Raw genomic sequence first — 25,966 nt, forward strand, 5'->3', positions numbered from 1 at the left:
GTCCGGCGCCGTACGCCCCGCCCGGGGAGTGCGGCGCCGAACGCGCTCAAAGGGAGGCGGGCCGGCCCCGAGCACGGTCCGCACCGACATCGGGGAGGAAGCGAACACTATGGGCGTCACGCTCGCCAAGGGGGGCAACGTCTCCCTGTCCAAGGCCGCGCCGAACCTTTCGCAGATCATGGTCGGTCTCGGCTGGGACGCACGCTCCACCACCGGAGCGGCGTTCGACCTCGACGCCAGCGCGCTGCTGTGCCAGTCGGGGCGGGTGCTGGGGGACGAGTACTTCGTCTTCTACAACAACCTCAAGAGCCCCGAGGGCTCCGTCGAGCACACCGGTGACAACCTCACCGGAGAGGGGGAGGGCGACGACGAGTCGATCCTGGTGAACCTCCCGGAGGTTCCGGAGCAGGTCGACAAGATCGTTTTCCCGGTCTCCATTCATGACGCCGATGCGCGCGGTCAGAGCTTTGGCCAGGTCAGCAATGCTTTCATCCGCGTGGTCAATCAGGCGGACGGCACCGAACTCGCCCGCTACGACCTCAGCGAGGACGCCGCCGGCGAAACCGCGATGATCTTCGGCGAGGTGTACCGATACAACGGCGAATGGAAGTTCAGGGCGGTGGGCCAGGGGTACGCGTCGGGCCTGCGAGGCATCGCTCTAGACTTCGGGGTCAACGTTTCGTAAAGCGCCGCGCACTGCGCGCGGGGGCCCCATACAGCGAGGGATTGGGTAGGCAGTGCTCCTGAAAACCTTCGGCTGGTCGTTCGCCATCACGGTGCTCGGCCTGGCCTTGGCGGGCAGTCTCTGGGGGTGGCAGGGGCTCGCGATCGTCGGGATCCTGTCCATCCTGGAGATTTCGCTCTCCTTCGACAATGCCGTCATCAACGCAGGCATCCTGCGCAAGATGAACGCCTTCTGGCAGAAGATCTTCCTCACCTTCGGCATCCTCATCGCGGTGTTCGGTATGCGGCTGGTGTTCCCGGTCGTCATTGTCGCGATCACCGCGAAGTTGGGACCGATCGAGGCGGTCAACCTCGCCATCAACGACAAGGCGCAATACCAGGAACTGGTCACCAGCGCGCACCCGGCCATCGCGGCCTTCGGCGGAATCTTCCTGCTGATGATCTTCCTCGACTTCATCTTCGAGGAGCGCGACTACAAGTGGTTGTCCTGGATCGAGAAGCCCATGGCCAAGATGGGCAAGCTCGACATGCTGTCGGTCATCATCGCGCTGGTTGTCCTGCTGGTGACCTCGATGACGGTGGCCACCGACGCCGCGCACGGCGCCGGTGACAAGAGCGCCACGGTCCTGCTGTCCGGCGTCGCGGGCCTGATCACGTATCTCGTCGTCGGCGGCATCTCCGGCTACTTCGAGGACAAGCTCGACGACGACGAGGACGGCGAGGAGGGCGAGGCCGCCGCGGAGCCCGCGAAGAAGGGGACCGGCGCGGCCGTGGGCCTGGCCGGCAAGGCCGCGTTCTTCATGTTCCTCTACCTCGAGGTCATCGACGCGTCCTTCTCCTTCGACGGCGTCATCGGCGCCTTCGCCATCACCAACGACATCTTCATGATGGCGCTGGGTCTGGGCATCGGCGCGATGTACATCCGTTCACTGACGGTCTTCCTCGTCCGCAAGGGGACCCTGGACGACTACGTCTACCTCGAGCACGGCGCGCACTACGCGATCGGCGCGCTCGCGATCATCCTGCTCATGACGATCAAGTACGAGATCCCCGAGGTCGTCACCGGCCTGGTGGGCATCGCGCTGATCGGCCTCTCCTTCGCCTCGTCCCTGGTGCGCAACAAGCGCGAGGGCAAGCCGGGCGAGGGAGCCGGGGCCAAGCCGGAAGTCTCGTCCGGAGTGTGACGCGGCACTGATTGAGGAACGCTCTCTGCGGGGCGGCCATGGGGTACGGACCTCGGGGCCGCCCCGTGGTCATCGGGTTCGAGCAATGGGGTGGGCAAGGTGTCGTTCCTGGGGAACTGGTGGCGTGGTGGGGCGCCGAAGTACGAGTTCGACAGCGGCGGAGCGTCCTACGTCGTCGAACTGACGAAGCGGAATCCGGTCGTCTCGCTGAGCAAGCAGGGGGCGGCCAGCGGGCATCTGCGGGTCAACCTGCACTGGCAGATGCGGACATCGGACCTCGGCGAGCGGAGTACGCAGCGCAAGGGCAATCTGCTGCGGCATCCGGGCCGGCTGTTCAAGCCCGAGATCGTTCAGGCTCAGGGGCCGGCCGTGGTCAAGATCGACCTGGACCTGGCCTGCATGTATGAGCTCAAGGACGGCACCAAGGGCGTGGTGCAGCCCCTCGGAAACTTCCTGGGCGAACTGAACGCCCCGCCGTACGTACAGCTCAGCGGCGACGACCGGTTCGGCTCGCCGTCCGGAGAGACGCTGTACATCAACATGGATCACCGCGACGAGATCAAGCGGCTGCTGATCTTCGTCTACATCTACGACGGGACGCCCGCCTTCGACCGCACCCACGCCGTCGTCACGCTCTACCCGAGCACCGGGCCACGGATGGAGATCAGGCTCGACGAGCGGGCGCCGCAGGCCCGATCCTGCGCCATCTTCACGCTCGAGAACACCAAGGGCGAGCTGACGGTGCGCCGCGAGGTCAAGTATGTCTACGGCTTCCAGGCGGAGCTCGACCGGTTGTACGGCTGGGGGCTGCAGTGGGGGCGCGGATACAAGTCGAAGGTCTGAGACCGCCCGCGGCGCATGGCCGGCGCTGTGGGGGGCTCAGCTACCGGCGCTGGAACTGCGGTCCCTGCGGTGGCAGGGCGAACGACGGGTCGGGCACGAACGGCTGCTGCTGCGTGGGATAGCCGTACGCCGGCGCGGGCTGCTGGGGCTGCTGCGGGAAGCCGTACGTGGGCGGCTGCTGTGGTGGGTACGGCTGCTGAGGCGGCGGGCCGGGGTAACCGTACGACGGCTGGGCCGGGGGCTGGCTGGGCGGCGGCGGGACGTTCTGGGGGTAGCCGTAACCGCCGGTGGGCTGCGGTGGGGGCGCCGCGGCGGCCGACGGCAGCGGGGCCCCGGCGTGCGGCTCCGGCACTGCATCCGGCATGTGCTGGGTGACGGCATCGGGGTCCGGTGCAGCGGCCGGGGCGGCCGCCTCCTCGGGCCAGGCGCTGGGGGGCGGGGAGACCGGTGCCGACGGGCCGGGAGCGCTGGGTGCCGCGGCCGCTTCGGTGCCGGCCGGAGAGTCCGAAGTGGGCGGCGCCGGTACCGGAGCTTCCGCAGCGGGTGCCGCGGTTCGTCCGGCGGCAGGGGTGTCGTTCTCCTCCACCGAAATACCGAACTCCGCCGTCAGACCCACCAGGCCGCTCTCGTACCCCTGCCCCAGCGCGCGGAACTTCCAGCTCTCGCCGCGTCGGTAGAGCTCTCCGCAGATCAGCGCCGTCTCGTCGCCCGTCTCGGGCACCACGTCGAAGACCGCGATCGGATCGCCCTCGGCGGTCGCCGCGTCGTACAGCAGCACCCGCAGGTCCGCTACGAGCCCGAACGCTCCGCCGTCCGACGACGCGGTCAGCACCACCCGGTCCACGGACGAGTCCAACGTGGCCAGATCCGCCTCGATGGTGTCGGTCACCGTGTCGGCGAGGCGGGTCTTGGCCTGATGCCTTACCAGGCCGCTGGGATGCCGTGGCTGGTTGTAGAAGACGAAGTCCGCGTCGGAGCGCACGCGTCCGTCGGGTCCCACCAACAGGGCCGAGGCGTCGACGTCGGGGGCACCTGCGCCGGGCGTCCAGCACAGGACGGCCCGGACAGCCATGGCATCGAGGGGTACGTTCGACCCTTTCAGCATCGCGTGCGTCATGCCGCAATCCTGCCTTCCCGGAGGTCGCAGGGACAACGCGGGGGCCTGTCGCGCGTGGTTGCGTCGCCGCCGCGGACACCTGGACGCCGTCTGTGGGATACGAGATTTTCACGCACGCGGGAACTAACGGGACCCCCACGCACGTACGATTACCGGCTGGATCCAGACAGCGAGACACAGCGGGGGCGCCGGGTCCCGCCAGTAGACGGGGAGTTGTATGCGGCATTTTGGGCACCTTGCGCCCGACATCCGGAAGACGCTGTTCCACAAGGAGCCGGCTGAGTTCACTGCCGATTCCCCGGCCCGTACGCTCGCGACCGCCCTGGGCGCCACGCTCTACAGCCCCGCCACCCGCCCGCGGCTCGCCGCTGATGTCCTCAAGCAGGCCGGCCGGGGCGTGACGTCCATGGTGCTGTGCCTCGAGGACTCCATAGGGGACGGTGACGTTGCGGCCGGCGAGGAGAACCTCGTGCGGCAGTTCACTGTGCTGGACGAGGCGGCCGCCGCGGGCACGGACCTGCCGCTGCTCTTCATCCGCGTCCGGGCACCCGGCCAGATACCGGATCTGGTGCACCGCCTGGGGCCCACGGCGCGTCGGCTGTCCGGATTCGTCGTGCCGAAGTTCACCGCGGAGCGCGGAGTCACCTTCCTGGAGGCGCTGACCGAGGCCGAGTCGGCCTGTGGGCGGCGGCTGTTCGCCATGCCGGTGCTCGAATCCCCGCAGCTGCTGTATCTGGAGAGCCGCGCCGAGACCCTCGGGGGCATCGCCGAGGTCGTCGACACCTACCGGGACCGGGTGCTCGCCCTGCGCCTCGGCGTCACGGACTTCTGCTCCGCCTACGGACTGCGCAGAGCCCCCGACATGACCGCTTATGACGTCCATATCGTGGCCTCCGTCATCGCCGACGTGGTGAACGTCCTCGGCCGGGCGGACGGCACCGGCTTCACCGTCACCGGACCGGTGTGGGAGTACTTCCGGCTGCAGGAGCGGATGTTCAAGCCGCAGTTGCGCCGCAGCCCGTTCCTCGGCCGGGCCGAGGAGCTGCGCACGGCACTGATCGAGCACGACATGGACGGCCTGCTGCGCGAGATCGAACTGGACCGCGCCAACGGCCTCCAGGGCAAGACGTGCATTCATCCCTCGCATGTCGCGCCGGTGCACGCCCTCTCGGTCGTCAGCCACGAGGAGTTCAGCGACGCGGCGGACATCCTGCGGCCGGAGCGTGGCGACGGCGGGGTCCTGCGCTCGGCCTACACGAACAAGATGAACGAGGTGAAGCCGCACCGCGCCTGGGCGGAGCGCACCCTGCTGCGCGCCGAGGCATTCGGCGTCGCCCGGGAGGGCATCGGGTTCGTGGAACTGCTGACCGCAAGCCTCCCGCAGACCTGAAATCCGGTGAAAGACATGGACGAGACGATGGTGGAGACGGAACACGTGGTCTGGACAGGAGAGTGGGTGGCCGGCCGGCTGGGCATCTCGCTGAGCGGCGCGGACGAGCTGCCGGAGCTGCTGGGTCTCGCGCTGCGCCGCAACCCCAAGCGGGCCCATCTGCTTGTGTCGAACGTGCTCGGCAAGCACGTACCGCAGCGGCCCGGCGTGATCCACGAAGCCGGCCTCGGACTGGGACGCCGGGTACGGCTGCTGCTGGGGGACGAAGCCGCCGCCCGCTCGGTCGTGCTGGGCTACGCCGAGACCGCCACGGGCCTGGGTCACTCGGTGGCCGACGGGCTGGCGCTCGCGCCCTATCTGCACTCCACCCGGCGGCCGGTGAACGGCGTCGAGCAGGTGGGCGGCTTCGAGGAGGAGCACAGCCACGCCACCTCCCACCTGCTGCTCCCGGAGGACGGCGACCTGTTGGCCGGGGACGGTCCGTTGGTGCTGGTCGACGACGAGTTCTCCACCGGGAGGACCGTCCTCAACACCATCAGGGCGCTGCACTCGCGTTTCCCCCGGGAGCGCTACGTGGTCGTCGCCCTGGTGGACATGCGCTCGGATGCGGACCGCAGTCACCTGGAGAAGTTCGCGGCGGAGTTGGGCGCCCGCGTCGACCTCATATCCCTGGCCGCGGGCGGCGTACGCCTCCCCGCGGACGTCCTGGAGCGAGGAGCGGAGCTCGTCGCCGAGCACGAGGCCGCCGCCCCGGCGCCGGCCGGCAGCCCACGGAAGGACGTCGTACGGGTCGCTCTCGACTGGCCCGCCGGTCTGCCGGACGGCGGTCGGCACGGCTTCACACCCGCGCACCGCGAACGGCTGGAGGCCGCTCTTCCGGGCATGGCCGCCCGCCTCGCAGAGCAGCTGCCCGGCGCCCGACGCATTCTCGTCCTCGGCAACGAAGAGCTGATGTACGCGCCGCTGCGGATCGCCGAAGCCCTGGACACCCACGTCGCCACTGCCGCTTCGCCGACCGAGGGTGCGGCTGTCCATTTCTCGACCACCACCCGATCCCCGGTGCTGGCCGTGGACGACCCCGGATACGCGATACGGACCCGGCTGTCCTTCCCGGCCCACGACCGGCCGGCCGACGGGCCGGGGGAGCGGTACGCGTACAACGTCGCGGCCGGGACCGACCCGGCGCGCCGCTTCGACGCCGTCGTCGTCGTGGTCGACTCGCACGGCGACGGCCCCGAGCTGCACGCCGCCGACGGTCTGCTGGTCCGCCTGGCAGAGCACACCGACCGGCTGCTGCTCGCCGTCATCCCCTCCTACGCCCCGCGGCCGGCAGGCCGGGCCGTGGAGGAGAGCCCGACCCCGCAAGCCCCGCAAGCCCCGCAAGCCCCGCAAGCCCCGCAAGGACAGAACCGCCCGATGTCTCTTCCCGAGCCGCTGCGCGGCCCCGCCTTTTCCTCCTACGCTCCCGACGAGGTCGGCTGGCTGCTCCAGGACCTCTCCGACGTCACGCTGGAAGCGCCCACCGAGGAACGCGAGGAAGCGATTCAGGCGGGCGGGGCCCACTACGCCGAATCGCTGCCGGTCGAATACCAGCCGAGCGAGCAGTACCAGGCGCTGTTCCACAGTGCGTTGCAGACCTCCGCGGCCCGGATCGCGCGCGCCGTCGGGGCCGTCACCGAGACCGTGCTCGCCGAGAGGGCCCGCCCCGAGGCCCCTCGGGCACGGCCCGTACTGGTGTCGCTGGCGCGGGCCGGCACCCCCGTCGGCGTGCTGATGCGCCGGTGGGCGCTGCACGCCCACGGCCTGGACCTCCCGCACTACGCCGTCTCCATCGTGCGCGGCCGGGGGATCGACACCACCGCACTGCGGTGGCTCGCCGCCCATCACGACCCGGCGGACGTCGTCTTCGTCGACGGCTGGACGGGGAAGGGTGCCATCACCCGCGAACTCGCACAGGCCCTTGTGGACTTCCCCGGCTTCGACCCGCGCATCGCGGTCCTCGCCGACCCCGGCGGCTGCGTCGAGACCTACGGCACCCGAGACGACTTCCTGATCCCGTCCGCCTGCCTCAACTCCACCGTCTCCGGGCTCATATCGCGCACCGTCCTGCGCGACGACCTCGTCGGCCCCGACGACTTCCACGGCGCGAAGTTCTACCGTGAACTGGCCGATGCCGACCTGTCCGGCGCGTTCCTCGACGCGGTCAGTGCGCGCTTCGGCGAGGTCACCGAAGCCGTCGCCGCCGATGTGCAGCGGCTGGCGGCCACCGACCGGGCCCCCACCTGGGAAGGCTGGGCGGCGGTCGAGCGGATCAGTGAGGAGTACGGCATCCACGACGTCAACCTCGTCAAACCCGGTGTCGGCGAGACCACGCGCGTGCTGCTGCGCCGGGTCCCCTGGAAGATCCTCGCCCAGCGGGGCGCCGGGTCCGACCTTGATCATGTGCGTCTCCTTGCCGAACAACGGGGCGTGCCCGTCGAAGAGGTCGGCGAACTGCCCTATACCTGTGTCGGGTTGATCCACCCCCGCTTCACCCGCGGGGCCACGGGTGCCGACGGAAAGGCCGTGGCCTCCTGATGAGCACGATCGTCGCCAGCGACCTCGACCGCACCCTGATCTATTCGGCCGCCGCGCTGAACCTCGCGATGCCCGACGCCGAGGCCCCGCGCCTCCTCTGCGTCGAGACCTACGAGCACAAGCCGCTCTCCTATATGACGGAGACGGCGGCTGGACTGCTCGCCGAACTGGCCGCGGGCACCACCTTCGTCCCGACCACCACCCGCACCCGCGAGCAGTACGGGCGAATCCATCTCCCGGGACCAGCACCGGAGTTCGCGATCTGCGCCAACGGCGGTCACCTTCTCGTGCGGGGGGAGTCGGACCCGGACTGGCAGCGCACCGTAGCGGCGCGTCTCGCCGAGCAGTGCGCGCCCCTCGGCGACATCCGAGCGCATCTCGTCCGCACCGCCGACCCGTCCTGGCTGCTGAAGGAACGCGTCGCCGAGGACCTCTTCGCCTACCTCGTCGTCGAGCGGACAATGCTGCCCGACACCTGGGTGAAGGACCTCGCGGGCTGGGCGGGTGAACGCGGCTGGACCGTGTCGCTGCAAGGCCGCAAGATCTACGCCGTGCCGAAGCCGCTCACCAAGAGCGCTGCGGTCGAGGAGGTGGCGCGGCGCGCCGGGGCGTCCGAGATCCTCGCGGCAGGCGACTCCCTGCTCGATGCCGACCTGCTGCTCGTGGCGGACCGCGGATGGCGGCCGGGACACGGCGAGTTGGCGGAGACCGGGTGGCAGGCCCCGCACGTCACGGCGCTCGACGAGCGAGGTGTCGCGGCGGGCGAGGAGATCGTCCGGGCCTTCATCCGCGGCGCCGCATCCCCGGCCCGCGCCTGCTGAGGCGTGCGGCAACGAAAGCCGCCACCGCCAGCGCCGCCCCCACGAGTACCACCTGCGCGTAGAGCTCCACATAGCCCGTCACCTCCTCCCAGTTCTCCCCGAGTGCGTGGCCCGCGAGGACGAATGCCGCGTTCCAGATGAGGCTGCCGAGGGTGGTCAAGGCGAGAAAGACCGGGACCGGCATGCGCTCGATGCCCGCCGGTATGGAGATCAGGCTCCGGAAGAGGGGAATCATCCGGCCGAAGAACACCGCCTTGGTCCCGTGCCGCTGGAACCAGCGCTCCGTCCTCTCGATGTCGCGCTCCCTGACCAGCGGCAGCTTCGCGGCGATCGCGACCGTACGGTTCCGGCCGAGCAGGGCGCCCACGCCGTACAGCGCCAAGGCGCCGATCACCGATCCGAGCGTCGTCCACGCGAGGACGGAGGTCAGCTGCATGGTGCCGCGGCTCGCCGCGAAGCCCGCCAGCGGCAGGATCACCTCGCTCGGCAGCGGCGGGAACAGATTCTCCGCGGCGATCGCCAGACCCGCGCCGGGCGCGCCGAGCGCGTCCATGAGGTCCGTGATCCAGCCGGGTGCGGTGTTGCCGAAGCCGGCTGCGGTGTTTCCGATGCTCTCGATCATGTCGTCAAAGCTATGGATCCACGCGCGGCGGCACATTGCGGTGGACCGCACAAAAGACTGCGGTTTTCCGCAGTGTGCGGGGGCATCGGCTACGGCTAGCGTTTTGATCATGTTCGGAATCGCGCGGCGCGGAGTGCGCCTGATGACAGGGCTGGTGCTGGGTGCCGTCATGGCGATGGCCGAGCTGCCCTTCGTCGCCCTCTCCGCCCTGGCGCTGCTGCTGGTGCTCGCGTGGCCGCGCGGCCGCCGCACGGTCCTCAGGCCCGTGACCGCCACCGCCCGCGCCCTGACCGAGTCCAACCGCCGCCGTCTCCGCCTCTACATCACGACCGACACCTCACCCTCCTACGCCGACCAACGAGCGCTGCAGTATCTCGCCCTGCGGTGGGCGCTGGGCCTGCTCGGCGCGCTCGTTCTGAGTGCCGCGCTGATCGGTGCGGCATACGCCCTCTCCCTGGTGGTCGCGTGGGTGATCTCCGATGTCCGCCATCCCGGCACTGTCGTCGTTTCGGGAGTCGGCGGACTCTTCCTTCTCTTCCTCAGCCTGCAGGGCACGTTCGGCGTCGCCGACCTGGAGACGAAGCTGGCGCGACGCTTGCTGGGCCCCAGCCAGCAGGAGGAACTGGAGCGCCGCATCGAGCAGTTGGCGACCAGCCGGGCCGGTGTTGTCGCGGCGGTCAACGACGAGCGCCGACGGATCGAGCGCGATCTGCACGACGGGGTGCAGCAGCGGCTGGTGGCCCTCGGCATGCTGCTCGGTCGCGCGCTGCGCAGCCGGGACGAGAGGCGCGCGGATCAACTTCTGCGCCAGGCCCATGACCAGAGCCGTCAGGCGCTGACCGAGCTGAGGGAAGTGGCGTGGCGGATCTACCCCACGGCGCTGGACGACGCGGGCCTGCAAGCCGCCCTGGAGACGGTCGCCGAGCGCTCCGCCGTTCCCGTGCACCTCGACTACCGGCTGGCGCGCGAGCCCGACACCGCCGTCGCGACCGTCGCCTACTTCGTGGTCTCCGAGGCCGTCACCAACGCCGTCAAGCACTCGGGAGCCGGCCGGATATCGGTCCGCGTCGCCGAGGGCGACGCCATCGTGCTCGTGTCCATCGAGGACGACGGACTGGGCGGCGCGGATTCCTCCGGCAGTGGCCTGTTCGGGCTGGCTCGCCGGGTCGCCGCACTCGACGGCCGGTTCCGGGTGGACAGTCCGCCCGGTGGCCCCACCACCATCACAGCGGAGCTGCCGTGCGCGTAGTCCTTGCCGACGATTCGATCCTGCTGCGGGAGGGGCTGGTGCGCCTGCTGGCCGAGGAGGGGCATGAGGTCGTGGCCGCGGTCGGCGATGCCGACCAGCTCATAGCCGTACTGGAACGGGCGGAGATCGCGGCGGAGAAGCCGGACGCGGTGGTCGTGGACGTCCGCATGCCGCCTACCCACACCGATGAGGGACTGAGGGCAGCCGTGCAGATCAGGGAGCGGTGGCCGGACGTCGGTGTGCTGGTCCTGTCGCAGTACGTCGAGCGCCGCTACGCGACGGAGCTGCTGACCGACGACAGTGAGGGCGTCGGCTATCTCCTCAAGGACCGGGTGGTGGAGGTGGACGAATTCCTGGACGCCCTGGAGCGGGTGGGTGCGGGCCAGGCGGCCTTCGATCCCGAGGTCGTACGGCAGCTGTTGGTGCGCAGCCGGCGCGCGGACCCGCTGGGCACACTGAGCCATCGCGAACGGGAGGTGCTCGGGCAGATGGCGGAGGGCCACACCAATGCCGCGATCGCCGTCCGGCTGCACATCTCGCAGAGCGCGGTGGAGAAACACATCAATGCGATCTTCGAGAAACTCGGGCTCACCGGCACATCGGGCTACTCGCGCCGGGTGCTGGCGGTGCTGCGTTACTTGGGGTCGTGACGACCCGGCCGGATGCCGTCGGGACGCCACGACCTGTGGAGGAAGAACCGAAGCGGAGGGCGGCGGCGTCGCTCCGCTAGCCTCGCCGAGGCGGTTTTGCCCATGTGTTCGGGCGCCGGCTGCGCACGCAGCCGGGGATTCAGGAGGAGAGACCCAGTGACAGAGTCCAAGAGCACGCCGATCACCCCTGAGCTGTACGACTACGTCCTCGACCACAATCCACCGCTGGACTCCGTGCAGCGGGACCTGGTCGAGACGACGCACCGGCGTTTTCCGGACGTGGCGGGGATGCAGTCGGCGCAGGAGCAGGGTCCGCTGCTCGCCTTCCTGGTCCGGCTGATCGGGGCCCGGCACATCGTGGAGGTGGGTACGTTCACCGGGTTCTCGGCGCTGTCGATGGCCCAGGAGTTGCCCGCGGACGGCACACTGATCGCCTGCGACATCTCCGAGGAGTGGACGGCCTACGGCCTGGAGGCCTGGAAGCAGGCGGGAGTCGCGGACCGTATCCAGCTGCGGATCGCGCCCGCGCTGGACACCCTGCGGGCGATGCCGTCCGAGCCGCACATCGATCTCGTCTACCTCGATGCGGACAAGGGCAACTACATCCCGTACTGGGAGGAAGTGGTGCCCCGGCTGCGGCCAGGTGGCCTGGTCGTCGCGGACAACGTCCTCTTCCGCGGCCAGGTCGCCGACCCGGAGGCAACCGGAGCGGCGCTGGCGATCCGGGAGTTCAACGACCATGTGCGGGCCGACGACCGCGTGGAGGCGATCATGCTCACGGTGGCGGACGGAGTGACGATGGCGCGCCGGCGGTAGAACGCGGTCGGACCGCTGCGGTCAGCCGCAGCAGCCGCCTCCGCAGCACCCCCCGCCCCCGCCGCCACTGGGGGCGGGGGCGGACGCGGAGCCGCCCACGGCGACCGCGGAGAGGAGCTTCACGGTGTCCTCATGGCCGTCGGGGCAGAGGGCCGGGGCGGAGGACTCGGCCATCGGCCGGTTCAGCTCGAAGGTGGTGCCACAAGGGCGGCACCGGTATTCGTATCGGGGCATGGCCACAGGTTAGCCGCGGTGCGGTCAGCGCACGACCGTGCCGGGCGGTGCGCCGAGCATGCCCAGCTCCGCACGGGTCGGGGCGCCCTCCCAGTCGCCGGGGGAGGCGACCGCGAAGGCGCCGGTGGTGACCGCACGCCCCAGCCGCCCGGCGAGGTCCTCGCCGTCCAGGAGTGCCGAGAGATAGCCGGCCACGAAGGCATCGCCCGCGCCCACGGCGTCCACGGCCCGCACCGGTTGCGCGGGCCGGTGGAGGGATCCGCCGGCGGTGAACGCCGTCGCTCCGTCGGCACCCAGTTTCACCACGACCTCGCCGACCCCCAGGTCCAGCAGTATCTCGGCCTGCTCCGCGAGGGCGGCGTCCCGGGCGTAATCCGGTCCCGTGTCCGCCGCCGCGGCTTCCGCCATCCGGCTCGGGGGGAGACAGAGCGGCAGTTCGTCGTCGGAGGCGATCAGCGCGTCCACATAAGGCATCCACTCCCGCAGCACCTGGGAGGCATCCTGGGCGGACCACAGGCGGGCCCGGAAATTGACGTCGAGACAGACCAGCGTGCCGTGTTGCCGGGCGAGTTGGAGGGCGCGCCGGACCGCGGACAGCGGAGCCGGGCCGAGCGCGGGGGTGATGCCCGTCAGTTGCAGCACGCGGGGCGGGGCGGTGGCGAAGACCCCCTCGATGGCGCTTGCCCCGAGCCGCGAACCCGCCGATCCGGCCCGGTAGTAGTGCACCCGGGTGACCTCGGGGAGCCGTGGCTCGAAGAGGATCAGCCCGGTCGGTGCGTCCGGGTCGACCGCGGCGGCGGACACGTCGACACCCTCTGCCCGGAGCGTACGGAGCACCAGCTGCCCGGCCTCGTCATCGCCGACCGCGCCCGCCCAGTGCGTCCGGTGCCCCAGCCGGGACAGGCCGATCGCGACATTGGTCTCCGCGCCGGCGATGGAGACGTTCATCGTGCCGCCGAGCTTCAGCGGGCCGCTGCCACGCAGGGCGACCATCGTCTCGCCGAAGGTGCAGACGTCCGCCCCGGCGTGCGGCTGCCCGGCGCGCTCGCGCAGTGCACTGCACCGCTCTTCCCAGCTCGCCCGCCCGTACCCCGGGCCGTGCCGTTCTTCCGGTTCGGTCATCGTGCGCACACCGCCTTGAATTCCGCCGCGCGCCTGCGCAGCGCGGACAGGTCGCCGCCGTCCGCGGCGTCCCCGACCAACGGCGAGCCGACGCCCACCGCCACCGCTCCGACCGCGAAGTAGGCGTCCGCCGCGGCCGCGTCCACCCCGCCGACCGCCACGAACGGCAGCTCGGGGAACGGGGCGCGGAGCGCCTTCAGATAGCCGGGCCCGCCGACCGAGGCCGGGAAGAGTTTCAGAGCCGAGACCCCCAGAGCGTCGGCCGCGATCACCTCGGACGGTGTCAGCACCCCGGCGAGGGTCGGCAGCCCCCGGCGTACGGATTCCTCCAGACCGCCCCCCAGCCCTGGGGTGACCACCAGATTCGCCCCGGCCTCGGCCGCGCGGCGGGCATCGGCGGCGGACAGGACGGTTCCGGCGCCGAGCCAGGCCGTGTCGCCCAATTCGGCCCGCGCCCGCTGGATGACTGTCAGGGCGTCGCGTCCACTGAGTGAGACCTCGACCAGCGGAACGCCTTCCTCCGCCAGGGCCATGACCGTACGGAAGGACGCCTCCGCATCCTCGCCCCGGATGATGGCGACCAGTCGCTCGGCTCGGAGCGCTGCACTGAAGTCCATAGGGTTTCCTGCTCTCTCCTGCTTTCGTGCGAGGCGGCTCACCATTCGGCGAACGACCCGTCCTCATGACGCCAGACGGGATTCCGCCAGGCGTGGCCTTTCGCGTCGGCCGCGCGCACGGCGGCTTCGTCCACGTCCACGCCGAGTCCCGGGCGGTCGGTCCGCAGCAGCGATCCGTCGTGGAAGCGGAACGGTTCGGGATCCGCGACGTAGTCCAGCAGCTCGGCGCCCTGGTTGTAGTGGATGCCCATCGACTGTTCCTGGATGAGGAAGTTCGGTGTGGTGAAGGCGACTTGGAGGCTGGCGGCCAGCGCGACCGGCCCGAGAGGGCAGTGCGGGGCGAGCTGCGCGCCGTAGACCTCCGCGAGCGCGGCGATCCGTCGCAGCTCGGAGATGCCGCCCGCGTGCGAGATGTCCGGTTGCAGGATCGACACGCCGGCCTCGAGCGGCGGCAGGAACTCACGGCGGGTGAAGAGACGTTCACCGAGTGCGATGGGAATGTTGGAGGTGTTCACGAGATCATGAACGGCATGCATGTGCTCGGAGAGGACGGGCTCCTCGACGAACATCGGTGCGTACTCGGCCAGCAGCGGAAGCAGCCTGCGGGCGTTGGCGGGGGAGACCCGCCCGTGGAAGTCGAGGCCGAAGTCCCGTTCGTCGCCGAGGACTTCGCGGGCGGTCTCGGCGCGCAGCAGACACGCCCGTACCTCGGCGCGGGTGGCCACCGGCGTCATCCGGCCGCAGCCGTTCATCTTGACGGCGGTGAAACCCGCCTCGATCTGTTCGATCAGCGCGTCCCTGACGGCGTCCGGCTCGTCGCCGCCGATCCAGGCGTAGGCGCGGATCCGCTCCCGCACGGGGCCGCCGAGCAGCTGGTAGACGGGTACGCCGTGCCGCTTCCCCTTGATGTCCCACAGCGCCTGGTCCAGGCCGGCGACTGCGGACGAAAGGACCGGTCCGCCGCGGTAGAAACCGCCCTTGGTCATGACCTGCCAGTGGTCCTCGATACGCGCCGGATCCCGCCCCAGGAGGTACTCGGACAGCACCTCGACGGCCGCTCGGACCGGTTCGGCCCGGCCTTCGACCACCGGCTCGCCCCAGCCGACGACGCCCTCATCGGTCTCCACGCGTACGAACATCCAGCGCGGCGGCGCGAGAAACGTCTCGATGCGGCTGATCTTCATGGAGCGGACCGTCCTTCCGGCGTCGGTGCCCTGCGCGTCGTCCCGGCCGCCGTCGTCGTCACCGCGGCCGCAGTGACGGCCGCGGCCCGGGCGATGGCCATGGTCATCATGATTGTCGCGCGGACCTTCCACGGCGCAGGAGGCCGGTCAGGGATGTTCGCGGGCGGACTTGTCGAGCAGCTCGAGCATGGCCATGTAGGCACCGTCGACGTCTCGGCCGCGCACGGCCTCGACGACCGCGGCGTGCACGGCATGGGGATGCTCGACCGCACCCTCGCCGATGTGCACCTCCCGGTCCCGCTGCATGAGGACGGGCACGATGACCCGGCGCAGTTGCGCATAGAAGCGGTTGTTCGACGCGAGCAGCATCGCGGTGTGAAAGGACGCATCGGCGCGCACCAGCAACGCGGGATCGCTCTCGGTGGCGCCCATCGCGCTCAGCGCGGCGTCGAGTACCGCGAGATCGTCATCGGTGCGGCGCTCGGCGGCGAGGGCGGCCGCGGCGGGCTCGATGGAGCGCCGCAGCTCGAGCATGTCAGCGAAGAAGTCGGAGGAGGCCCCGGCCGCGAGTTTCCAACGCAGCAGGTCCCCGTCCAGAAGATTCCAATCCTCGCGGGGCCGGACCAGGCTGTCACCCTTCTGGCTGGCGTCGACGAGCCCCTTGGCGGCCAGCACCTTGAGCGCCTCACGCAGCACGGTCTGGCTGACGTCCAGCTCCGCCGTCAGTTCCGACAGCGCAAGGGTGTCGCCCTCACCGTAGGTGCCGTCGAGGATCCGCCCGGCGAGCGCCTCGACGGTCACCTTCTGCATCCCGCGTCCCGGGTCCGAGGCCGCGTTCCCCAGCTGCGTCATGCTTTCGCTCCCTGCTCCGACCCGACGGGCCAGGCCAGCCGACAGGGCGCACCGAGCACAACCCCGCCTCGGTACGCCCTGGCGTCTCCTCGCCCCGGCTCACGACTCCTTGCTGCCGGTATTACGCGCCGTATCGGCCTCGCTGCCGGTGGCCCGGCGGGGGGCGGTGCTGGTGCCGGGGCCGAGGGAACCGCGCCCGGCATGCAGGGCGCCCTGCATCCTGACGCGTGCCGACTGCCGCGCGGCAGTCATGCCGGACGCGGGGTGCAGCTGCCCGTGGTCGAAGCGTTCCGCGTCCTCCGGGTGCCGGGCGCGCCAGTACGGGTTGTCTTGCGACAGCCCACCGCTGACCCGTCCGTACATCCCGAAGACGAGCAACAGCAGCCCCACCAGGAAGCTGAAGAGGACGTTCTGGATGCGGAAGGCGAGAAAGTTCGCGCCGGTCTGGAGCAGCGCCAGGTTCACGAACCCGCTGAGGAGGAAGAGGCCGCCCCACACGATGTTGAGGGTCGACGCGAAGTTCCCGCCGATCACCGTGCCGGCGACGAGAATCGCTCCGACGACGATCGAGAGCACGCTCAGCGCGCCGTTGGTGTTCAGACCGGCCACGGTGTCGCCGCCGGTGTCGAAGAAGCCGATGTTGTGGGTCAGACCGAGGACGCCGAATGCGACCAGTACCAGCCCCATCACCCCGGCGCCGGCCCGGTAGATCCGGCTGAGCCGGTGGTCCACGGGCAGGTGCTCGTCGAGCCGGGCGCGATGCAGCTTCGCCCGGTGGAGCGGGTTCGAGGGCCCGTGCAGGGTCTGGTGCGTAGCCCCAGTAGCCATGTCCGGCCTCCTTCGCGCAGGTGTGCCGCCTGGGCCGTACTCACTCCAGCATCCGCCAACGCGCCACGTATCGCCATCGCGCCACGTATCGCCATCGCGCCCGGCGGGGACCGAGGCCGGGGCCCAGGCGCCCGCCGCCTCAGTTGCCGGATGCGCCCCGTGCGTCCCGGATCTCCTGCACGACTCGCGCCACCGTCTGCCGGACCGCCTCGGTCTCGGTCAGGAAGTGCCACCAGTCCGGATGGCGGCCCTCGAGGCCCGCCACCGCCCGGTCCAGCCTCGCCACCGCGTCGTCCAGCGGCCCCGCATGCCGGGGATCCGGGGTGTTGCGCCCGGCCATCGCCAGCCGCTGCGCGTCCCGCACGGCGAAGCGCGTCCGGTCCACTTCCTTCTGCCGGTCGAACGACACCGCGTCCAGCCGCTGCAGCCGGTCGCCTGCGGCCGAGACCGCCTCATCGGTACCGTCGAGCAGCGCCCGCACCGTCCCCAACCGGCTCGTGGCGTCCGCCCAGCGCTGCTCGTCGCGTGCCTGCTGCGCCTCCCGCAGCTTCACCTCGGCCTGTTTCACGGACTGCGCGGCCTGCTCCGGCACCTGCTGCAGGTCCTGCCAGCATGCTGCGCTGTACCGGCGCCGCAGCTCGCTGAGAATCGGATCGACCTGTTCGGCGCGCGTCGTGATCGCCTGGGCCCGCGTCCGCAGCGACACCAGCCGCTTGTCGATCTCCGCCGCCTTCTCCGGCAGCCGCCCGGCCTCGGCGCGCACCTCCTCGGCCTTGCGCAGCACGTCGTCGGCGCGACGGATCGTCTCCGGTACGCCGTGCTGTCCAGCTCCCTGGTTGAGCTTGGTCAGCTCCGGTGCGAGTGCCGCCAGCCGGGCCGCCAGCTCGTCGGCCTTGAGTCCCTGCGCCCGCACGGCGTCCAGCGCGTTGCTCGCCGCCAGCAGGGCCTGCCGCGCCCGCTCGACCGCGGGTGCCAGCCGCTCCAACTGCGTCTCGGCACTCCGCAGCAACGGCCCCAGCCCTTGCGCGAAGCGGTCGAGGTCGCCCTTGACCCGATTCAGCTCGTCCTTGGCCCGGGTCAGATCGGCCCTCGCCCGCGACACCGCCGCACCGTCCAGATCGTCACGGTCGAGATCGTGGGAATCGACGGCGGTGATGTACCCCTGGCTCACCTCGTCAATCCGGCGGCCGAAGCCCTCGTACTCCTCCGCGGCCCGCCGTGCCGATGGCGAATTGTCGACCGCGGTGATCGTCTCTATGGAGATCCGCAGATCCCGCTGCGCGGTGTCCAGCTCGTAGAACGCCGCGGCCGCGGCATCCTTCGCGGCCTGTGCATCGGCCCGCTGACCGTCCCCCCGCCCGAACCAGCGGCGGGTGCCCCCACCCGCGAACGACGTCGGCGCCATCGCCACCAGCAACGGCAGCGGCAGCAGCACCAGCGCCATGACGTCCTTGACGGGGCCCCCGCGGGCTCGACGGCGTGCTCGCTGTTTGTGCGGCTGCGTGTGTGTCGCCGTCACATCCCTCTCCCGATCGGATTCGCCCCGGAACCGACTGTCATTCTCCCACTCCCCGGAAACGAACACACCGGCCGGTAAGTTCGCAGTTCGATCACAGGTTTGCGGTCCAGCCCCGTCGGCAAGGTAGTCTGTCGGCTCGGCCAGGGCGCATAGCTCAGCGGTAGAGCGCTGCTCTTACAAAGCAGATGTCACAGGTTCAAATCCTGTTGTGCCCACCAGCCAGAACGCCCCCGCGGAGACCTCTCCGCGGGGGCGTTGACGGTAGATCTTGACGGCAGTCCCTACTCCGGACGCCCTCGTCGGCGCCGCAAGAGCCGGTCCATGTGCCCCAGTGCCTCCCTGCGCGAGTCCTCTGATAGGTGGGTGTGGACGTTCATGGTCACCGCGATCTGCGAGCGACCCAGAATCTCCATCACGACGCGTGGCTGTACCCCTGCGGCGAAGAGGAGGGAGGCACAGCCGTGCCGTTGCGGATTTTGCTGGCCATCGCGTCGCCGATCCCCTCATCTGCACCACGAGCACCAGCGACGAATCGAAAGAGGTCCGCTGGGTCTCCCCGGCGGACCTCGACAGCCTCGATATGCATCCCTCGATGCGACTGCGTATCACCCACGGCCTAAGCGCCTCCCGGACCGCGCCCTACATCGGCTGAGTCGCCTGCGCAGCTGCCATCCGCCCATCGACCCTGCTCAGGGGTGGGGGACGCAGATCTCGATGGTCCGCATGCCCAGGCTCGGACGGCGGCGCCGGTCGTCGATGCGGTCGGGTACGTCGTACTGGAGGTCGTACCACCACACGCCGGATCGGTCCCGGCGCCGGCGGGTCACCGCGGAGGTCAGGCGCTGCCCGTCGGGGAGGAGAACTTCCGCCTTCGGAGTTGCCCCGGGTGGGCGTTCATGCAGGTCACCCATCGGCTATGCGGCGGCGGAGTCCGCCGCCTCGGCCTCGTGCTCATGGGCACGCTTGAGGGCGGAGCGAGCCGTGACGGCGTCGCCGCAGGCGGCCCGGAACGGGTGCGTGAACACCACGGTGACGAGGGTCAGCGGCGCGCGCAGGTCCTCGACCAGCCCCTTCTCCTCGTCGGTCCAGCCAGGGAAGTCGGGTCGGCTGCTGGCGAAGGCGCGGCCGTTCTCCTTCGTGCGGGTCCATCCCGGCAGCGGCTCGACCGACCACGGCAACCGCTTGTAGACGACCGCCAGCTCGGCCTGGAGGCGGTGCAGCTCCAGCTGGGCGTCCGGCAAATCCTGAGGGAAGTCGAAAGTCTGCTTCGTAGTGGCCATAGTCTGATTCGTAGTGGCCATGCTTCGATAATGCGCTCACGCGTTCGGATCAAGTGTCGAGCGCGCGGCCGCGCCGGATACCTCACCCGGTGACCTCTGGCAGGCGATCACCCGCCCGGCGCACAGCGGTCCGGGCTGCGGCCGGTGTGGACTGGCGGGAGGCTGGAGACATGGCCACCAGCTCGCGCCGACCTCCACCTCGGCCTGCTCCAACTCGCCTGCAGTCTCATCTGCTTGAGGGGACTCCGGACCTCATTCTGAAATGATCACTAAGTGGCCGGGACAACCACCGTCATCCTGAGCCAGGAGAAAAGCGACCTCAGCCGGATCGACGTCGAGCCGGACCGGTGCCGGATCGTCGACACTCAGTACGCGTCGGGCCACGGCGAGTTCCTCTCGACGTCGCGGCCGGCCCAAGAGCCGGGCGGAGTGCATCAATGAGGCGAAGGAAATCCACACTTCGACTCGCAGCGTCGACTCGCGACGAAGCCCCTCAAGGTCAAGTCGTCGAATACCTTCGGCGACGAGGTCGGCTGGGAACTCGGCTAACCATGCCGACCGAACCGCCCCCTACCCGCGTACGGGCCGAGGGCGGCACCTGACCCTAGGTTCAGTTGTCACTGCCCATGAAGTTGTTGACTGCTTCCGGGCCCGCGTCACCGCAGCCATTGCCGGGCGCACTGATGGGCAACCTCAAGCCGTTCCCCCCAACAGTTGCGGAAGCCGCGTCAACGTGCCCTGCAGCAGCGCCTCCGGAGGAGTTAATGCAGGTGTTGTTGAAAATTGCATTTCCGAACCCAATGACGGTGGTTGCGTGGGCCGGTGCTGAGCTACCACATACAGCGGCCACTAGAACGGCAGCGGGAACAAGGCTCCGTGATGTCATCATGCCGATTCAACGAGACGTAGTCGACAAAGGTTGTGCCGGATCATCTCCGTTTGGCCCTGCCAGGGATCAGCACCTGCATCGGCGTCGAACTCGTTCCCGCCGAGGTCCCCTTCGCGCTCCATCTTAAGGTGAACGCCGACATCGACCTGGGTGCCCTCGTGCACGACGACGGGTTCGCCGGTGGCGCTCAGGTCCACGCTGCTCTCCAAGGGGCGAGGGAGGAGTTCAGCTGCTCAGCATGCCTCAGGGCACCCATGGCCGGGGATCGTGACGCCGGAGCACTTCCGCCACCATGTATGGACGGCAGCCGGCTACGGCGATCAGCTCGACCCGAAGGCGCAGTTGGACTCTCCGTGACGCCAATCCGGGTGCTCCTCGGTCACACAGGCTTCGCTCCGCCCACCGACACCTGCGACACCTGCGTCAGCCAGCCTCGTGCCGCAGCCAGCGACGGCCGAGGCTGATGTCGCCGTCGCCGGCGCGCCCCGTCGGAACGCGCCCGATGGATGAGTGTGGCGGCAGTTCAGGGCGACTGTGGCTGCGGCCGTCGTCCGGCACCGGTGAGCGAAGCGGTCCGCGTATGCGGCTTTGGTGCATGAACGTTGTCTCGGCGGTGAGGGGGGCAGGGAGGGGGTCGCCGCAGGTTGCGGAGAGGCTGGGGGGTCGGCGGGGACCGGGCGGTGGCCGCCGAGGGGGCGGTCGGCCGGATGGTGGTTGTTCGTGGTGGGGGTGCTGTGTATCGTCGTAGTGAGTGACTTGAACTTTCAAGTAAATAGCATCGCCCTCGACACCGGAAGAGCGTTCGCCATGACATCCCCCCTCAGCACTGTCCAGATTCCCCGGCTCGGTGTGGACACGCGCCATGCCGCGTCCCCCCACGGCTACGACACCGGCCTGTTCGTCCTGCGGGTCGTGCTCGGACTGACCATGGCCGCCCATGGGGCCCAGAAGCTGTTCGGCTGGTTCGGCGGTGGCGGGCTGGCGGGGACCGGGAAGTTCTTCGAGATGAGCGGTTATCCGTCGGGGAAGACGATGGCGCTGGTGGCGGGGGCGAGCGAAATGCTCGGCGGGCTGGGCCTGGTGCTGGGGCTTCTCACGCCGCTCGCTGCCGCGGCGGTCGTGGGCACGATGATCAACGCGCTCGCCGTGAAGTGGGGCGGGGGCTTCTTCGCGCCGAAGGGTGTGGAGTACGAGCTGCTGCTGACGGCCGGCGCGGTTGCGCTGGCGCTGGCGGGGCCCGGACGCTGTGCCGCCGACCGCCTGCTGCCCGTGCTGCGGGCGCACCGGCTCACCCACGGTGTGATCGCGCTGGTGCTCGCCGTCGTGGCCGCAGGGGGCGTGCTGCTGGTCCGTGCCTAGCGCACGGCGGGGATCCGTAGAGACAGCAGGACCGTGGCGCCCTGGGGGCGTTGCGGCGGAAGAAATGGGAGAGGGCTGTGTCCGTACGACGTCTCAATCACGCGGTGCTCTACATCCGCGATGTGGCGCGCTCCGTCGCCTTTTACACCGAGGCCCTCGGCCTCACGCTGGATGTCGAGATACCCGGGCGCGCCGCGTTCCTCAGCGCGCCGGATTCGCTCAATGACCACGATCTGGGGCTGTTCGCGGTGGGCGCTGACGCACCGGGTCCGGAGTCGGGCCGGGCCGGGCTCTACCACCTGGCGTGGGAGGTCGGCACGCTCGGCGAACTCGCCGCGACCGAGGCCCGGCTCGCGGCCCGCGGCGCCCTGGTAGGTGCCACGGACCACCTCGTCTCCAAGTCCCTGTACGCCAAGGACCCGGACGGCAACGAGTTCGAGGTGATGTGGCGGGTGCCGCGGGAGGATTGGCCGGGCCCGGACGAGACGCACCGGCTGCGGCCGCTCGATCTCGCGGCGGAGCTCGAGCGCTGGGGGCCCGACCTGATGACCGGTGCGGCCGCCGGCTCGGCCACCTGACGGGCGGTACGGCAGAAGCGGTGGACGGGCCCTGTGTGCCGGTTCACCGGCCGGGCGTCAGGAGCCCGACGCCGCCCGGGCGTTGCCCGGGGGTCAGGAGCCCGACGTTGCCCGCGTTGCCCAGCGCTTCTCGACCCCGGCCAGCCGCCAGTACGCCAGTGCCGCCGCCCACACCAGCACGAACAGGCCGACGATGATGAAGCCGACGTTGTCGAGGTCGAGGCCGGAAATCCAGCCGGTCACCGCGTCGTTGAGGCCGAGTTTGTCGTGCAGGACGGTGACCAGCTCGATCGTGCCGATGAGGAAGGCGACGGCGATGGACAGGCCGGTGATGGTGAGGTTGTAGTAGACCTTGCGCACCGGGTTGGAGAACGCCCACTGGTAGGCGAAGTTCATGAAGGTGCCGTCCAGGGTGTCGAAGAGGCTCATTCCGGCGGCGAACAGCAGCGGCAGGCACAGCACGGCGTACCAGGGCAGACCGGCCGCGGCGCCGCTGCCCGCCATCACCATCAGCGTGACCTCGGTCGCCGTGTCGAACCCGAGCCCGAAGAGGAAGCCCAGCGGGAACATCTGGCCCGGGCGGGAGATGGAGCGGGTGAACCGGCCCAGGACGCGATTCATGAAGCCGCGCGAATCGAGCCGCTGCTCCAGCTCGGCCTCGTCGAAGCGGCCCTCGCGCAGACCGCGGAAGACCCGCCAGATCCCGGCCAGCGCGATGAGGTTGAGGGCGGCGATGAGGTAGAGGAAGCTTCCGGACACCGTGGTGCCCACGGTGCCCAGGATCTGGTGGGTGCGGGACCGATCGTTGAGCAGGGTGCCCGCGAGCTGGGCGCCGCCCGCGACCAGGGCGGCCATCGCGACGACCACGCTGGAGTGGCCGAGGGCGAACCAGAAGCCCACCGAGACCGGCCGCTTGCCGTCGGCCATCAGCTTGCGGGTGGTGTTGTCGATGGCCGCGATGTGGTCCGCGTCGAAGGCGTGCCGCATGCCGAGGGTGTAGGCGGTGATGCCGAGCCCCACGCCGAAGACCTGGCTCCCCACGGTGTAGCGGTGCGGGACCACGAGAAGGAAGAGCACGCCGAAGGCGACGACGTGCAGCCCGGCTATGACGGCGATCAGGCCCGCCGTGCGGACGGTGTCCTGCCGGCGCCAGCGGAACGCGGCGGGGGCAGGGGTCGTCGGGGTATCGGTGGACAGGGCCATCCGTCGGTCACGCTCCAGCACCTCGTGGATCAGTTCGTGAGATGCCGTGGCCGGTCTCCTGGCTTACGGGTGCACGCATCCGCTCCCGCCTTCCCGGCCGCGGGCTGCGGTCAGTGGCGCCGTATGCGCTCACGCGCGTACGGAAGGAACGGAGACTTCCCGATCACAGTGGCGAGGGCCGCTCCGGTCTGGGACCACAAGGTCCGTCACCGGTCTTCCCGAACACCACGGCACAGCCACTCTAACCGCCGACCCCGAACGTCACCGACGGCCCCTTGGCGGCCGGACCCTCAGCGCGGCAAGGCCGACAGGAAGGCCCGCAGTTCGCGGTCGAAGAGCACGGTGTTCTCCAGGTTGACCATGTGGGCGGCGGCCGGTATCCGGATCCGGCGGGCGCCGGGGACGGCGAGGGTGATCGCGTGGGCGTTGGCGGCGATGTCCGTGCTGTCGAGGTCACCGTCGAACACGATCGTCGGCACCCGTATCTCGGACAGCCGGCCGGCGGCGCCGACTTCGACCGGCATACCGGCACCCATGCCGTCGGCGTGGACCTCGACCGTCGCCGCGGCCGAGGCGCGCATCCGCTCGCGCAGCCCGGGATGGACATCGGACGGTCCGCGGTGCGGGCCGTCCACCCACATCCGCAGGAAGTGCTCGACATACCGCTCCATGCCGTCCGGTGCGCCGATCGCCGCCACCTGTGCGCCGATGTGCTCCAGGATGAACGGGTCGGTGAAGGCGCGGCCGCTGATCCCGGGGGAGGCGAGCGCCAGGGCGCCGACCCGCTCGGGGTGGGCGACGGCGGTGTCGAGGGCCACCCGGGCGCCGTGCGAAAGGCCGACGAGGACGGCGCTCGGCACATCCAGGGCGTCGAGGAGGGCGCAGAGATCGTCGTGGTTGGCCCAGTCCCCGGCCACGGTGGAGGACAGGCCGTGGCCGCGGGAGTCGTACCGGATCACGCGGTGGCCGGAGCCCACCAGCCAGGAGAACTGCTCGTCCCACATGCGCTGGTCGAGCACACCGCCGTGCAGCAGCACCACCGCCGGGCCCTCGCCGGCCGTCTCGTAGAACAGCTCGCCATCCCTGACCGGCACGGTGCCGTTGTCGAGTTCGGTCCAGGCGCTGTACGGGTGGGTCATGCTGCGTGCACTTCCTTGTGTGGGCGGGGACGGGGAGCGGGCCGTCCCCGGCGTGGGCCGGTGGGGTTATTCGGGTTGGTTGTCCTTGTTGTCGAGATCCTCTGGGGCAACGTGCGAGCCGTCCGCCAGGTGCCGGAATTCCTCGCCGAGTCGGTCGAGTACGCGCAGCGTCGTCGAGATGTCGTCCGCGGACAGGTCGGTCAGTCCGCGGCGGAGTTCGCCGGCCTCGGACTCCTGGATTCCGCGCATCACCTCACCGCCCTCGGCGGTGAGTCGGATCAGCGAGGAGCGGCGGTGTGCGGGGTTGGGTGCCGTCACGACCAGGCCCAGCTCCGAAGCGTGGTTCACCCAGCGCTGTACCGGTTGTCGGTCGAGGCCCAGTGAGCGGGCCAACTGCGGCACCGTCCGCGGGCCTTGGCTGCGCAGCGCGTCGAGCAGCGCGTGCTCGCCGGCGGTCATGCCCGTGCCCTCCAGCTCCCGCTCCACCGCGCGCACGATCGTGCGGTGCAGGGGCCACAGGCGCCGTATGACGTCGTACAGCAGCTCTTCGGTGGGGGCCGACTCGTCGCCGGCGCCCGACTCAACGACACTCATGATGTCATGATGACACTGGAGATGTCGTTTGGGAAGGGTGTCCGTGCGGAAGGCTGTTGGTGAGGTGACGGGGGCGACGAGGAAGGAGGCGGGCGGCGGATGACGGTGCGTTTGCTGCGCGCGGTGGGAGCGGCCACCGCGGTGTACGGCCTGGCGGTGACGGCGCTGCCGGGCCTGTTGGCCCGGCCCTCGGGGCTCGTCGACGACGAGGGGCGCACCGCGCGGGAGACCCGGACGGCGTTGCGCCCGCTCGGCTGGCGCGACGCGGCGAGTGGACTCGCGATGGTGCTGGCTCCCGCGGGGCCGTCGCTGCGCACGGCGGCCTGTGTGCGCATCGCCGCGGACTTCGGCGACGCCGTGCTGCTCGCCGCCACCCTGCCGGGGCGCGAGCGGAAAGCGAAGGCGGTGGCGGTGTCGCTGGGGTGGGGCGCGTTGTCCGTCGTGGGTCTGCTGACCGATTCCTCGGACGTGTCCGCAGACTCCCGTCGTCCGTCTGACGCTGTGCGCTGATCCACCCGACAGGGCCCAGACGTGTCCGACGGGTCGCGTGGCTTCCTCCCCCTCCTCACGTCCGTGTTAGCCGGACGTTAGCGGAGCGGCAGCCCGGCAACAGCG

General features: G+C 70.3%; 26 protein-coding genes, 1 tRNA gene, 2 pseudogenes and 1 riboswitch. Of the genes and pseudogenes, 14 read left to right on the plus strand and 15 right to left on the minus strand.

Features of this window, described 5'->3' with window-relative positions; translation table 11 throughout:
* The first annotated feature begins 109 nt into the window (after positions 1–109).
* From ACGFML_RS12135 to ACGFML_RS12145, 3 genes are all read left to right on the plus strand, one after another.
* The gene (locus ACGFML_RS12135; RefSeq protein WP_393542627.1) at positions 110–685 is read left to right on the plus strand and encodes a TerD family protein; all 576 of its coding nucleotides are present in this window, start codon (positions 110–112) and stop codon (positions 683–685) included.
* Between the two features lie 52 nt (positions 686–737).
* On the plus strand, positions 738–1,868 hold the full coding sequence (locus ACGFML_RS12140) for a DUF475 domain-containing protein (RefSeq protein ID WP_393542629.1): 1,131 nt from the start codon (positions 738–740) through the stop codon (positions 1,866–1,868).
* A gap of 99 nt (positions 1,869–1,967) precedes the next feature.
* Complete coding sequence (locus ACGFML_RS12145; protein WP_393542631.1) at positions 1,968–2,711, plus strand: Tellurium resistance; 744 nt, start codon at positions 1,968–1,970, stop codon at positions 2,709–2,711.
* Between the two features lie 40 nt (positions 2,712–2,751).
* Here the strand turns inward: ACGFML_RS12145 and ACGFML_RS12150 are convergent, their stop codons facing one another.
* Positions 2,752–3,828, minus strand: coding sequence for a TerD family protein (locus ACGFML_RS12150; RefSeq protein ID WP_393542633.1), 1,077 nt, complete (start codon positions 3,826–3,828; stop codon positions 2,752–2,754).
* A 217-nt stretch (positions 3,829–4,045) separates the two neighbouring features.
* On the opposite strand from ACGFML_RS12150, the gene ACGFML_RS12155 reads away from it, so the two are divergent.
* Genes ACGFML_RS12155 through ACGFML_RS12165 form a run of 3 tightly spaced genes read left to right on the plus strand, consistent with a single transcriptional unit; the run spans position 4,046 to position 8,616 of the window.
* Entirely contained in the window at positions 4,046–5,218 is a 1,173-nt protein-coding gene (locus ACGFML_RS12155) for an HpcH/HpaI aldolase/citrate lyase family protein (protein ID WP_393542634.1), read from the plus strand.
* 15 nt (positions 5,219–5,233) lie between these two features.
* Positions 5,234–7,795: a phosphoribosyltransferase gene (locus ACGFML_RS12160; RefSeq protein WP_393542636.1), complete on the plus strand. Its 2,562-nt coding sequence runs from the start codon at positions 5,234–5,236 to the stop codon at positions 7,793–7,795.
* Positions 7,795–8,616 carry an HAD family hydrolase gene (locus ACGFML_RS12165; RefSeq protein ID WP_393542638.1) on the plus strand — a complete coding sequence of 274 codons (822 nt, stop codon included), beginning with the start codon at positions 7,795–7,797 and terminating at the stop codon, positions 8,614–8,616. The genes ACGFML_RS12160 and ACGFML_RS12165 overlap by 1 nt, the downstream gene beginning before the upstream one ends.
* Here the strand turns inward: ACGFML_RS12165 and ACGFML_RS12170 are convergent.
* Positions 8,582–9,238 (minus strand): annotated as a pseudogene (locus ACGFML_RS12170) (DedA family protein); the annotation flags it as partial. The gene ACGFML_RS12165 and the pseudogene ACGFML_RS12170 sit on opposite strands and share 35 nt — an antisense overlap.
* A 109-nt stretch (positions 9,239–9,347) precedes the next feature.
* Between ACGFML_RS12170 and ACGFML_RS12175 the strand changes: the two are divergent.
* From ACGFML_RS12175 to ACGFML_RS12185, 3 genes are all read left to right on the plus strand, one after another.
* On the plus strand, positions 9,348–10,487 hold the full coding sequence (locus ACGFML_RS12175) for a sensor histidine kinase (RefSeq protein WP_393542640.1): 1,140 nt from the start codon (positions 9,348–9,350) through the stop codon (positions 10,485–10,487).
* Complete coding sequence (locus tag ACGFML_RS12180; protein WP_393542642.1) at positions 10,478–11,137, plus strand: LuxR C-terminal-related transcriptional regulator; 660 nt, start codon at positions 10,478–10,480, stop codon at positions 11,135–11,137. The genes ACGFML_RS12175 and ACGFML_RS12180 overlap by 10 nt, the downstream gene beginning before the upstream one ends.
* Positions 11,138–11,293: 156 nt before the next feature.
* Positions 11,294–11,953 (plus strand): O-methyltransferase, encoded by a 660-nt coding sequence (locus tag ACGFML_RS12185; protein ID WP_393542644.1) that lies wholly within the window; start codon positions 11,294–11,296, stop codon positions 11,951–11,953.
* Positions 11,954–11,974: 21 nt separating this feature from the next.
* On the opposite strand, the gene ACGFML_RS12190 is transcribed toward ACGFML_RS12185, so the two are convergent.
* The 7 genes from ACGFML_RS12190 to ACGFML_RS12220 form a co-directional block, all read right to left on the minus strand.
* Complete coding sequence (locus ACGFML_RS12190; RefSeq protein WP_393542645.1) at positions 11,975–12,187, minus strand: zinc ribbon domain-containing protein; 213 nt, start codon at positions 12,185–12,187, stop codon at positions 11,975–11,977.
* Positions 12,188–12,211: 24 nt separating this feature from the next.
* Entirely contained in the window at positions 12,212–13,309 is a 1,098-nt protein-coding gene (locus ACGFML_RS12195) for a sugar kinase (protein ID WP_393542647.1), read from the minus strand.
* The gene (locus ACGFML_RS12200) at positions 13,306–13,926 is read right to left on the minus strand and encodes a bifunctional 4-hydroxy-2-oxoglutarate aldolase/2-dehydro-3-deoxy-phosphogluconate aldolase (protein ID WP_393542649.1); all 621 of its coding nucleotides are present in this window, start codon (positions 13,924–13,926) and stop codon (positions 13,306–13,308) included. The genes ACGFML_RS12195 and ACGFML_RS12200 overlap by 4 nt, the downstream gene beginning before the upstream one ends.
* A gap of 38 nt (positions 13,927–13,964) precedes the next feature.
* A complete protein-coding gene (gene dgoD / locus ACGFML_RS12205; protein WP_393542651.1) occupies positions 13,965–15,110 on the minus strand; it encodes a galactonate dehydratase in 1,146 nt (381 codons plus the stop codon).
* A 147-nt stretch (positions 15,111–15,257) separates the two neighbouring features.
* Positions 15,258–15,962, minus strand: coding sequence for a FadR/GntR family transcriptional regulator (locus ACGFML_RS12210; RefSeq protein WP_393542653.1), 705 nt, complete (start codon positions 15,960–15,962; stop codon positions 15,258–15,260).
* A 99-nt stretch (positions 15,963–16,061) separates the two neighbouring features.
* Positions 16,062–16,790, minus strand: coding sequence for a DUF4383 domain-containing protein (locus ACGFML_RS12215; RefSeq protein WP_393542654.1), 729 nt, complete (start codon positions 16,788–16,790; stop codon positions 16,062–16,064).
* 139 nt (positions 16,791–16,929) lie between these two features.
* Positions 16,930–18,309 carry a hypothetical protein gene (locus ACGFML_RS12220; RefSeq protein ID WP_393542656.1) on the minus strand — a complete coding sequence of 460 codons (1,380 nt, stop codon included), beginning with the start codon at positions 18,307–18,309 and terminating at the stop codon, positions 16,930–16,932.
* Positions 18,310–18,452: 143 nt separating this feature from the next.
* Here ACGFML_RS12220 and ACGFML_RS12225 point away from each other — a divergent pair.
* A tRNA-Val gene (locus ACGFML_RS12225) sits at positions 18,453–18,527 on the plus strand.
* 63 nt (positions 18,528–18,590) lie between these two features.
* Here ACGFML_RS12225 and ACGFML_RS12230 read toward each other — a convergent pair.
* Both ACGFML_RS12230 and ACGFML_RS12235 read right to left on the minus strand, forming a co-directional pair.
* Positions 18,591–18,776 (minus strand): annotated as a pseudogene (locus ACGFML_RS12230) (site-specific integrase); the annotation flags it as partial.
* Between the two features lie 447 nt (positions 18,777–19,223).
* On the minus strand, positions 19,224–19,589 hold the full coding sequence (locus ACGFML_RS12235; RefSeq protein ID WP_393542658.1) for a hypothetical protein: 366 nt from the start codon (positions 19,587–19,589) through the stop codon (positions 19,224–19,226).
* Between the two features lie 273 nt (positions 19,590–19,862).
* Here ACGFML_RS12235 and ACGFML_RS12240 point away from each other — a divergent pair, with 273 nt between their 5' ends.
* Positions 19,863–20,030 (plus strand): hypothetical protein, encoded by a 168-nt coding sequence (locus tag ACGFML_RS12240; protein ID WP_393542659.1) that lies wholly within the window; start codon positions 19,863–19,865, stop codon positions 20,028–20,030.
* A 444-nt stretch (positions 20,031–20,474) separates the two neighbouring features.
* Here the strand turns inward: ACGFML_RS12240 and ACGFML_RS12245 are convergent, their stop codons facing one another.
* Entirely contained in the window at positions 20,475–20,675 is a 201-nt protein-coding gene (locus ACGFML_RS12245; RefSeq protein ID WP_393542661.1) for a hypothetical protein, read from the minus strand.
* Between the two features lie 610 nt (positions 20,676–21,285).
* Between ACGFML_RS12245 and ACGFML_RS12250 the strand changes: the two genes are divergently transcribed.
* A complete protein-coding gene (locus tag ACGFML_RS12250; protein ID WP_393542663.1) occupies positions 21,286–21,837 on the plus strand; it encodes a DoxX family protein in 552 nt (183 codons plus the stop codon).
* A gap of 77 nt (positions 21,838–21,914) precedes the next feature.
* Positions 21,915–22,415: a VOC family protein gene (locus ACGFML_RS12255; protein WP_393542665.1), complete on the plus strand. Its 501-nt coding sequence runs from the start codon at positions 21,915–21,917 to the stop codon at positions 22,413–22,415.
* A gap of 93 nt (positions 22,416–22,508) precedes the next feature.
* On the opposite strand, the gene ACGFML_RS12260 is transcribed toward ACGFML_RS12255, so the two are convergent.
* From ACGFML_RS12260 to ACGFML_RS12270, 3 genes are all read right to left on the minus strand, one after another.
* The gene (locus tag ACGFML_RS12260) at positions 22,509–23,618 is read right to left on the minus strand and encodes a HoxN/HupN/NixA family nickel/cobalt transporter (protein WP_393542758.1); all 1,110 of its coding nucleotides are present in this window, start codon (positions 23,616–23,618) and stop codon (positions 22,509–22,511) included.
* Between the two features lie 30 nt (positions 23,619–23,648).
* Positions 23,649–23,863, minus strand: a riboswitch (cobalamin riboswitch).
* A 45-nt stretch (positions 23,864–23,908) separates the two neighbouring features.
* Positions 23,909–24,757, minus strand: coding sequence for an alpha/beta fold hydrolase (locus ACGFML_RS12265; RefSeq protein WP_393542667.1), 849 nt, complete (start codon positions 24,755–24,757; stop codon positions 23,909–23,911).
* A gap of 66 nt (positions 24,758–24,823) precedes the next feature.
* Positions 24,824–25,351, minus strand: coding sequence for a MarR family winged helix-turn-helix transcriptional regulator (locus ACGFML_RS12270; RefSeq protein WP_393542668.1), 528 nt, complete (start codon positions 25,349–25,351; stop codon positions 24,824–24,826).
* Between the two features lie 99 nt (positions 25,352–25,450).
* On the opposite strand from ACGFML_RS12270, the gene ACGFML_RS12275 reads away from it, so the two are divergent.
* On the plus strand, positions 25,451–25,861 hold the full coding sequence (locus ACGFML_RS12275; RefSeq protein ID WP_393542670.1) for a hypothetical protein: 411 nt from the start codon (positions 25,451–25,453) through the stop codon (positions 25,859–25,861).
* The last annotated feature ends 105 nt before the right edge of the window (positions 25,862–25,966 follow it).

It is taken from the genome of Streptomyces sp. NPDC048650 (genome assembly GCF_043199095.1).
In the GTDB taxonomy this organism is placed as follows: domain Bacteria; phylum Actinomycetota; class Actinomycetes; order Streptomycetales; family Streptomycetaceae; genus Streptomyces.

Coding starts and splice junctions, on each gene's coding strand:
- ACGFML_RS12135 (WP_393542627.1), top strand. CDS start 110: ATGGGCGTCACGCTCGCCAAGGGGGGCAACGTCTCCCTGTCCAAGGCC.
- ACGFML_RS12150 (WP_393542633.1), bottom strand. CDS start 3,828: ATGACGCACGCGATGCTGAAAGGGTCGAACGTACCCCTCGATGCCATG.
- ACGFML_RS12155 (WP_393542634.1), top strand. CDS start 4,046: ATGCGGCATTTTGGGCACCTTGCGCCCGACATCCGGAAGACGCTGTTC.
- ACGFML_RS12160 (WP_393542636.1), top strand. CDS start 5,234: ATGGACGAGACGATGGTGGAGACGGAACACGTGGTCTGGACAGGAGAG.
- ACGFML_RS12165 (WP_393542638.1), top strand. CDS start 7,795: ATGAGCACGATCGTCGCCAGCGACCTCGACCGCACCCTGATCTATTCG.
- ACGFML_RS12175 (WP_393542640.1), top strand. CDS start 9,348: ATGTTCGGAATCGCGCGGCGCGGAGTGCGCCTGATGACAGGGCTGGTG.
- ACGFML_RS12190 (WP_393542645.1), bottom strand. CDS start 12,187: ATGCCCCGATACGAATACCGGTGCCGCCCTTGTGGCACCACCTTCGAG.
- ACGFML_RS12195 (WP_393542647.1), bottom strand. CDS start 13,309: ATGACCGAACCGGAAGAACGGCACGGCCCGGGGTACGGGCGGGCGAGC.
- ACGFML_RS12200 (WP_393542649.1), bottom strand. CDS start 13,926: ATGGACTTCAGTGCAGCGCTCCGAGCCGAGCGACTGGTCGCCATCATC.
- dgoD (WP_393542651.1), bottom strand. CDS start 15,110: ATGAAGATCAGCCGCATCGAGACGTTTCTCGCGCCGCCGCGCTGGATG.
- ACGFML_RS12210 (WP_393542653.1), bottom strand. CDS start 15,962: ATGACGCAGCTGGGGAACGCGGCCTCGGACCCGGGACGCGGGATGCAG.
- ACGFML_RS12215 (WP_393542654.1), bottom strand. CDS start 16,790: ATGGCTACTGGGGCTACGCACCAGACCCTGCACGGGCCCTCGAACCCG.
- ACGFML_RS12235 (WP_393542658.1), bottom strand. CDS start 19,589: ATGGCCACTACGAAGCAGACTTTCGACTTCCCTCAGGATTTGCCGGAC.
- ACGFML_RS12250 (WP_393542663.1), top strand. CDS start 21,286: ATGACATCCCCCCTCAGCACTGTCCAGATTCCCCGGCTCGGTGTGGAC.
- ACGFML_RS12260 (WP_393542758.1), bottom strand. CDS start 23,618: ATGGCCCTGTCCACCGATACCCCGACGACCCCTGCCCCCGCCGCGTTC.
- ACGFML_RS12265 (WP_393542667.1), bottom strand. CDS start 24,757: ATGACCCACCCGTACAGCGCCTGGACCGAACTCGACAACGGCACCGTG.
- ACGFML_RS12270 (WP_393542668.1), bottom strand. CDS start 25,351: ATGAGTGTCGTTGAGTCGGGCGCCGGCGACGAGTCGGCCCCCACCGAA.
- ACGFML_RS12275 (WP_393542670.1), top strand. CDS start 25,451: ATGACGGTGCGTTTGCTGCGCGCGGTGGGAGCGGCCACCGCGGTGTAC.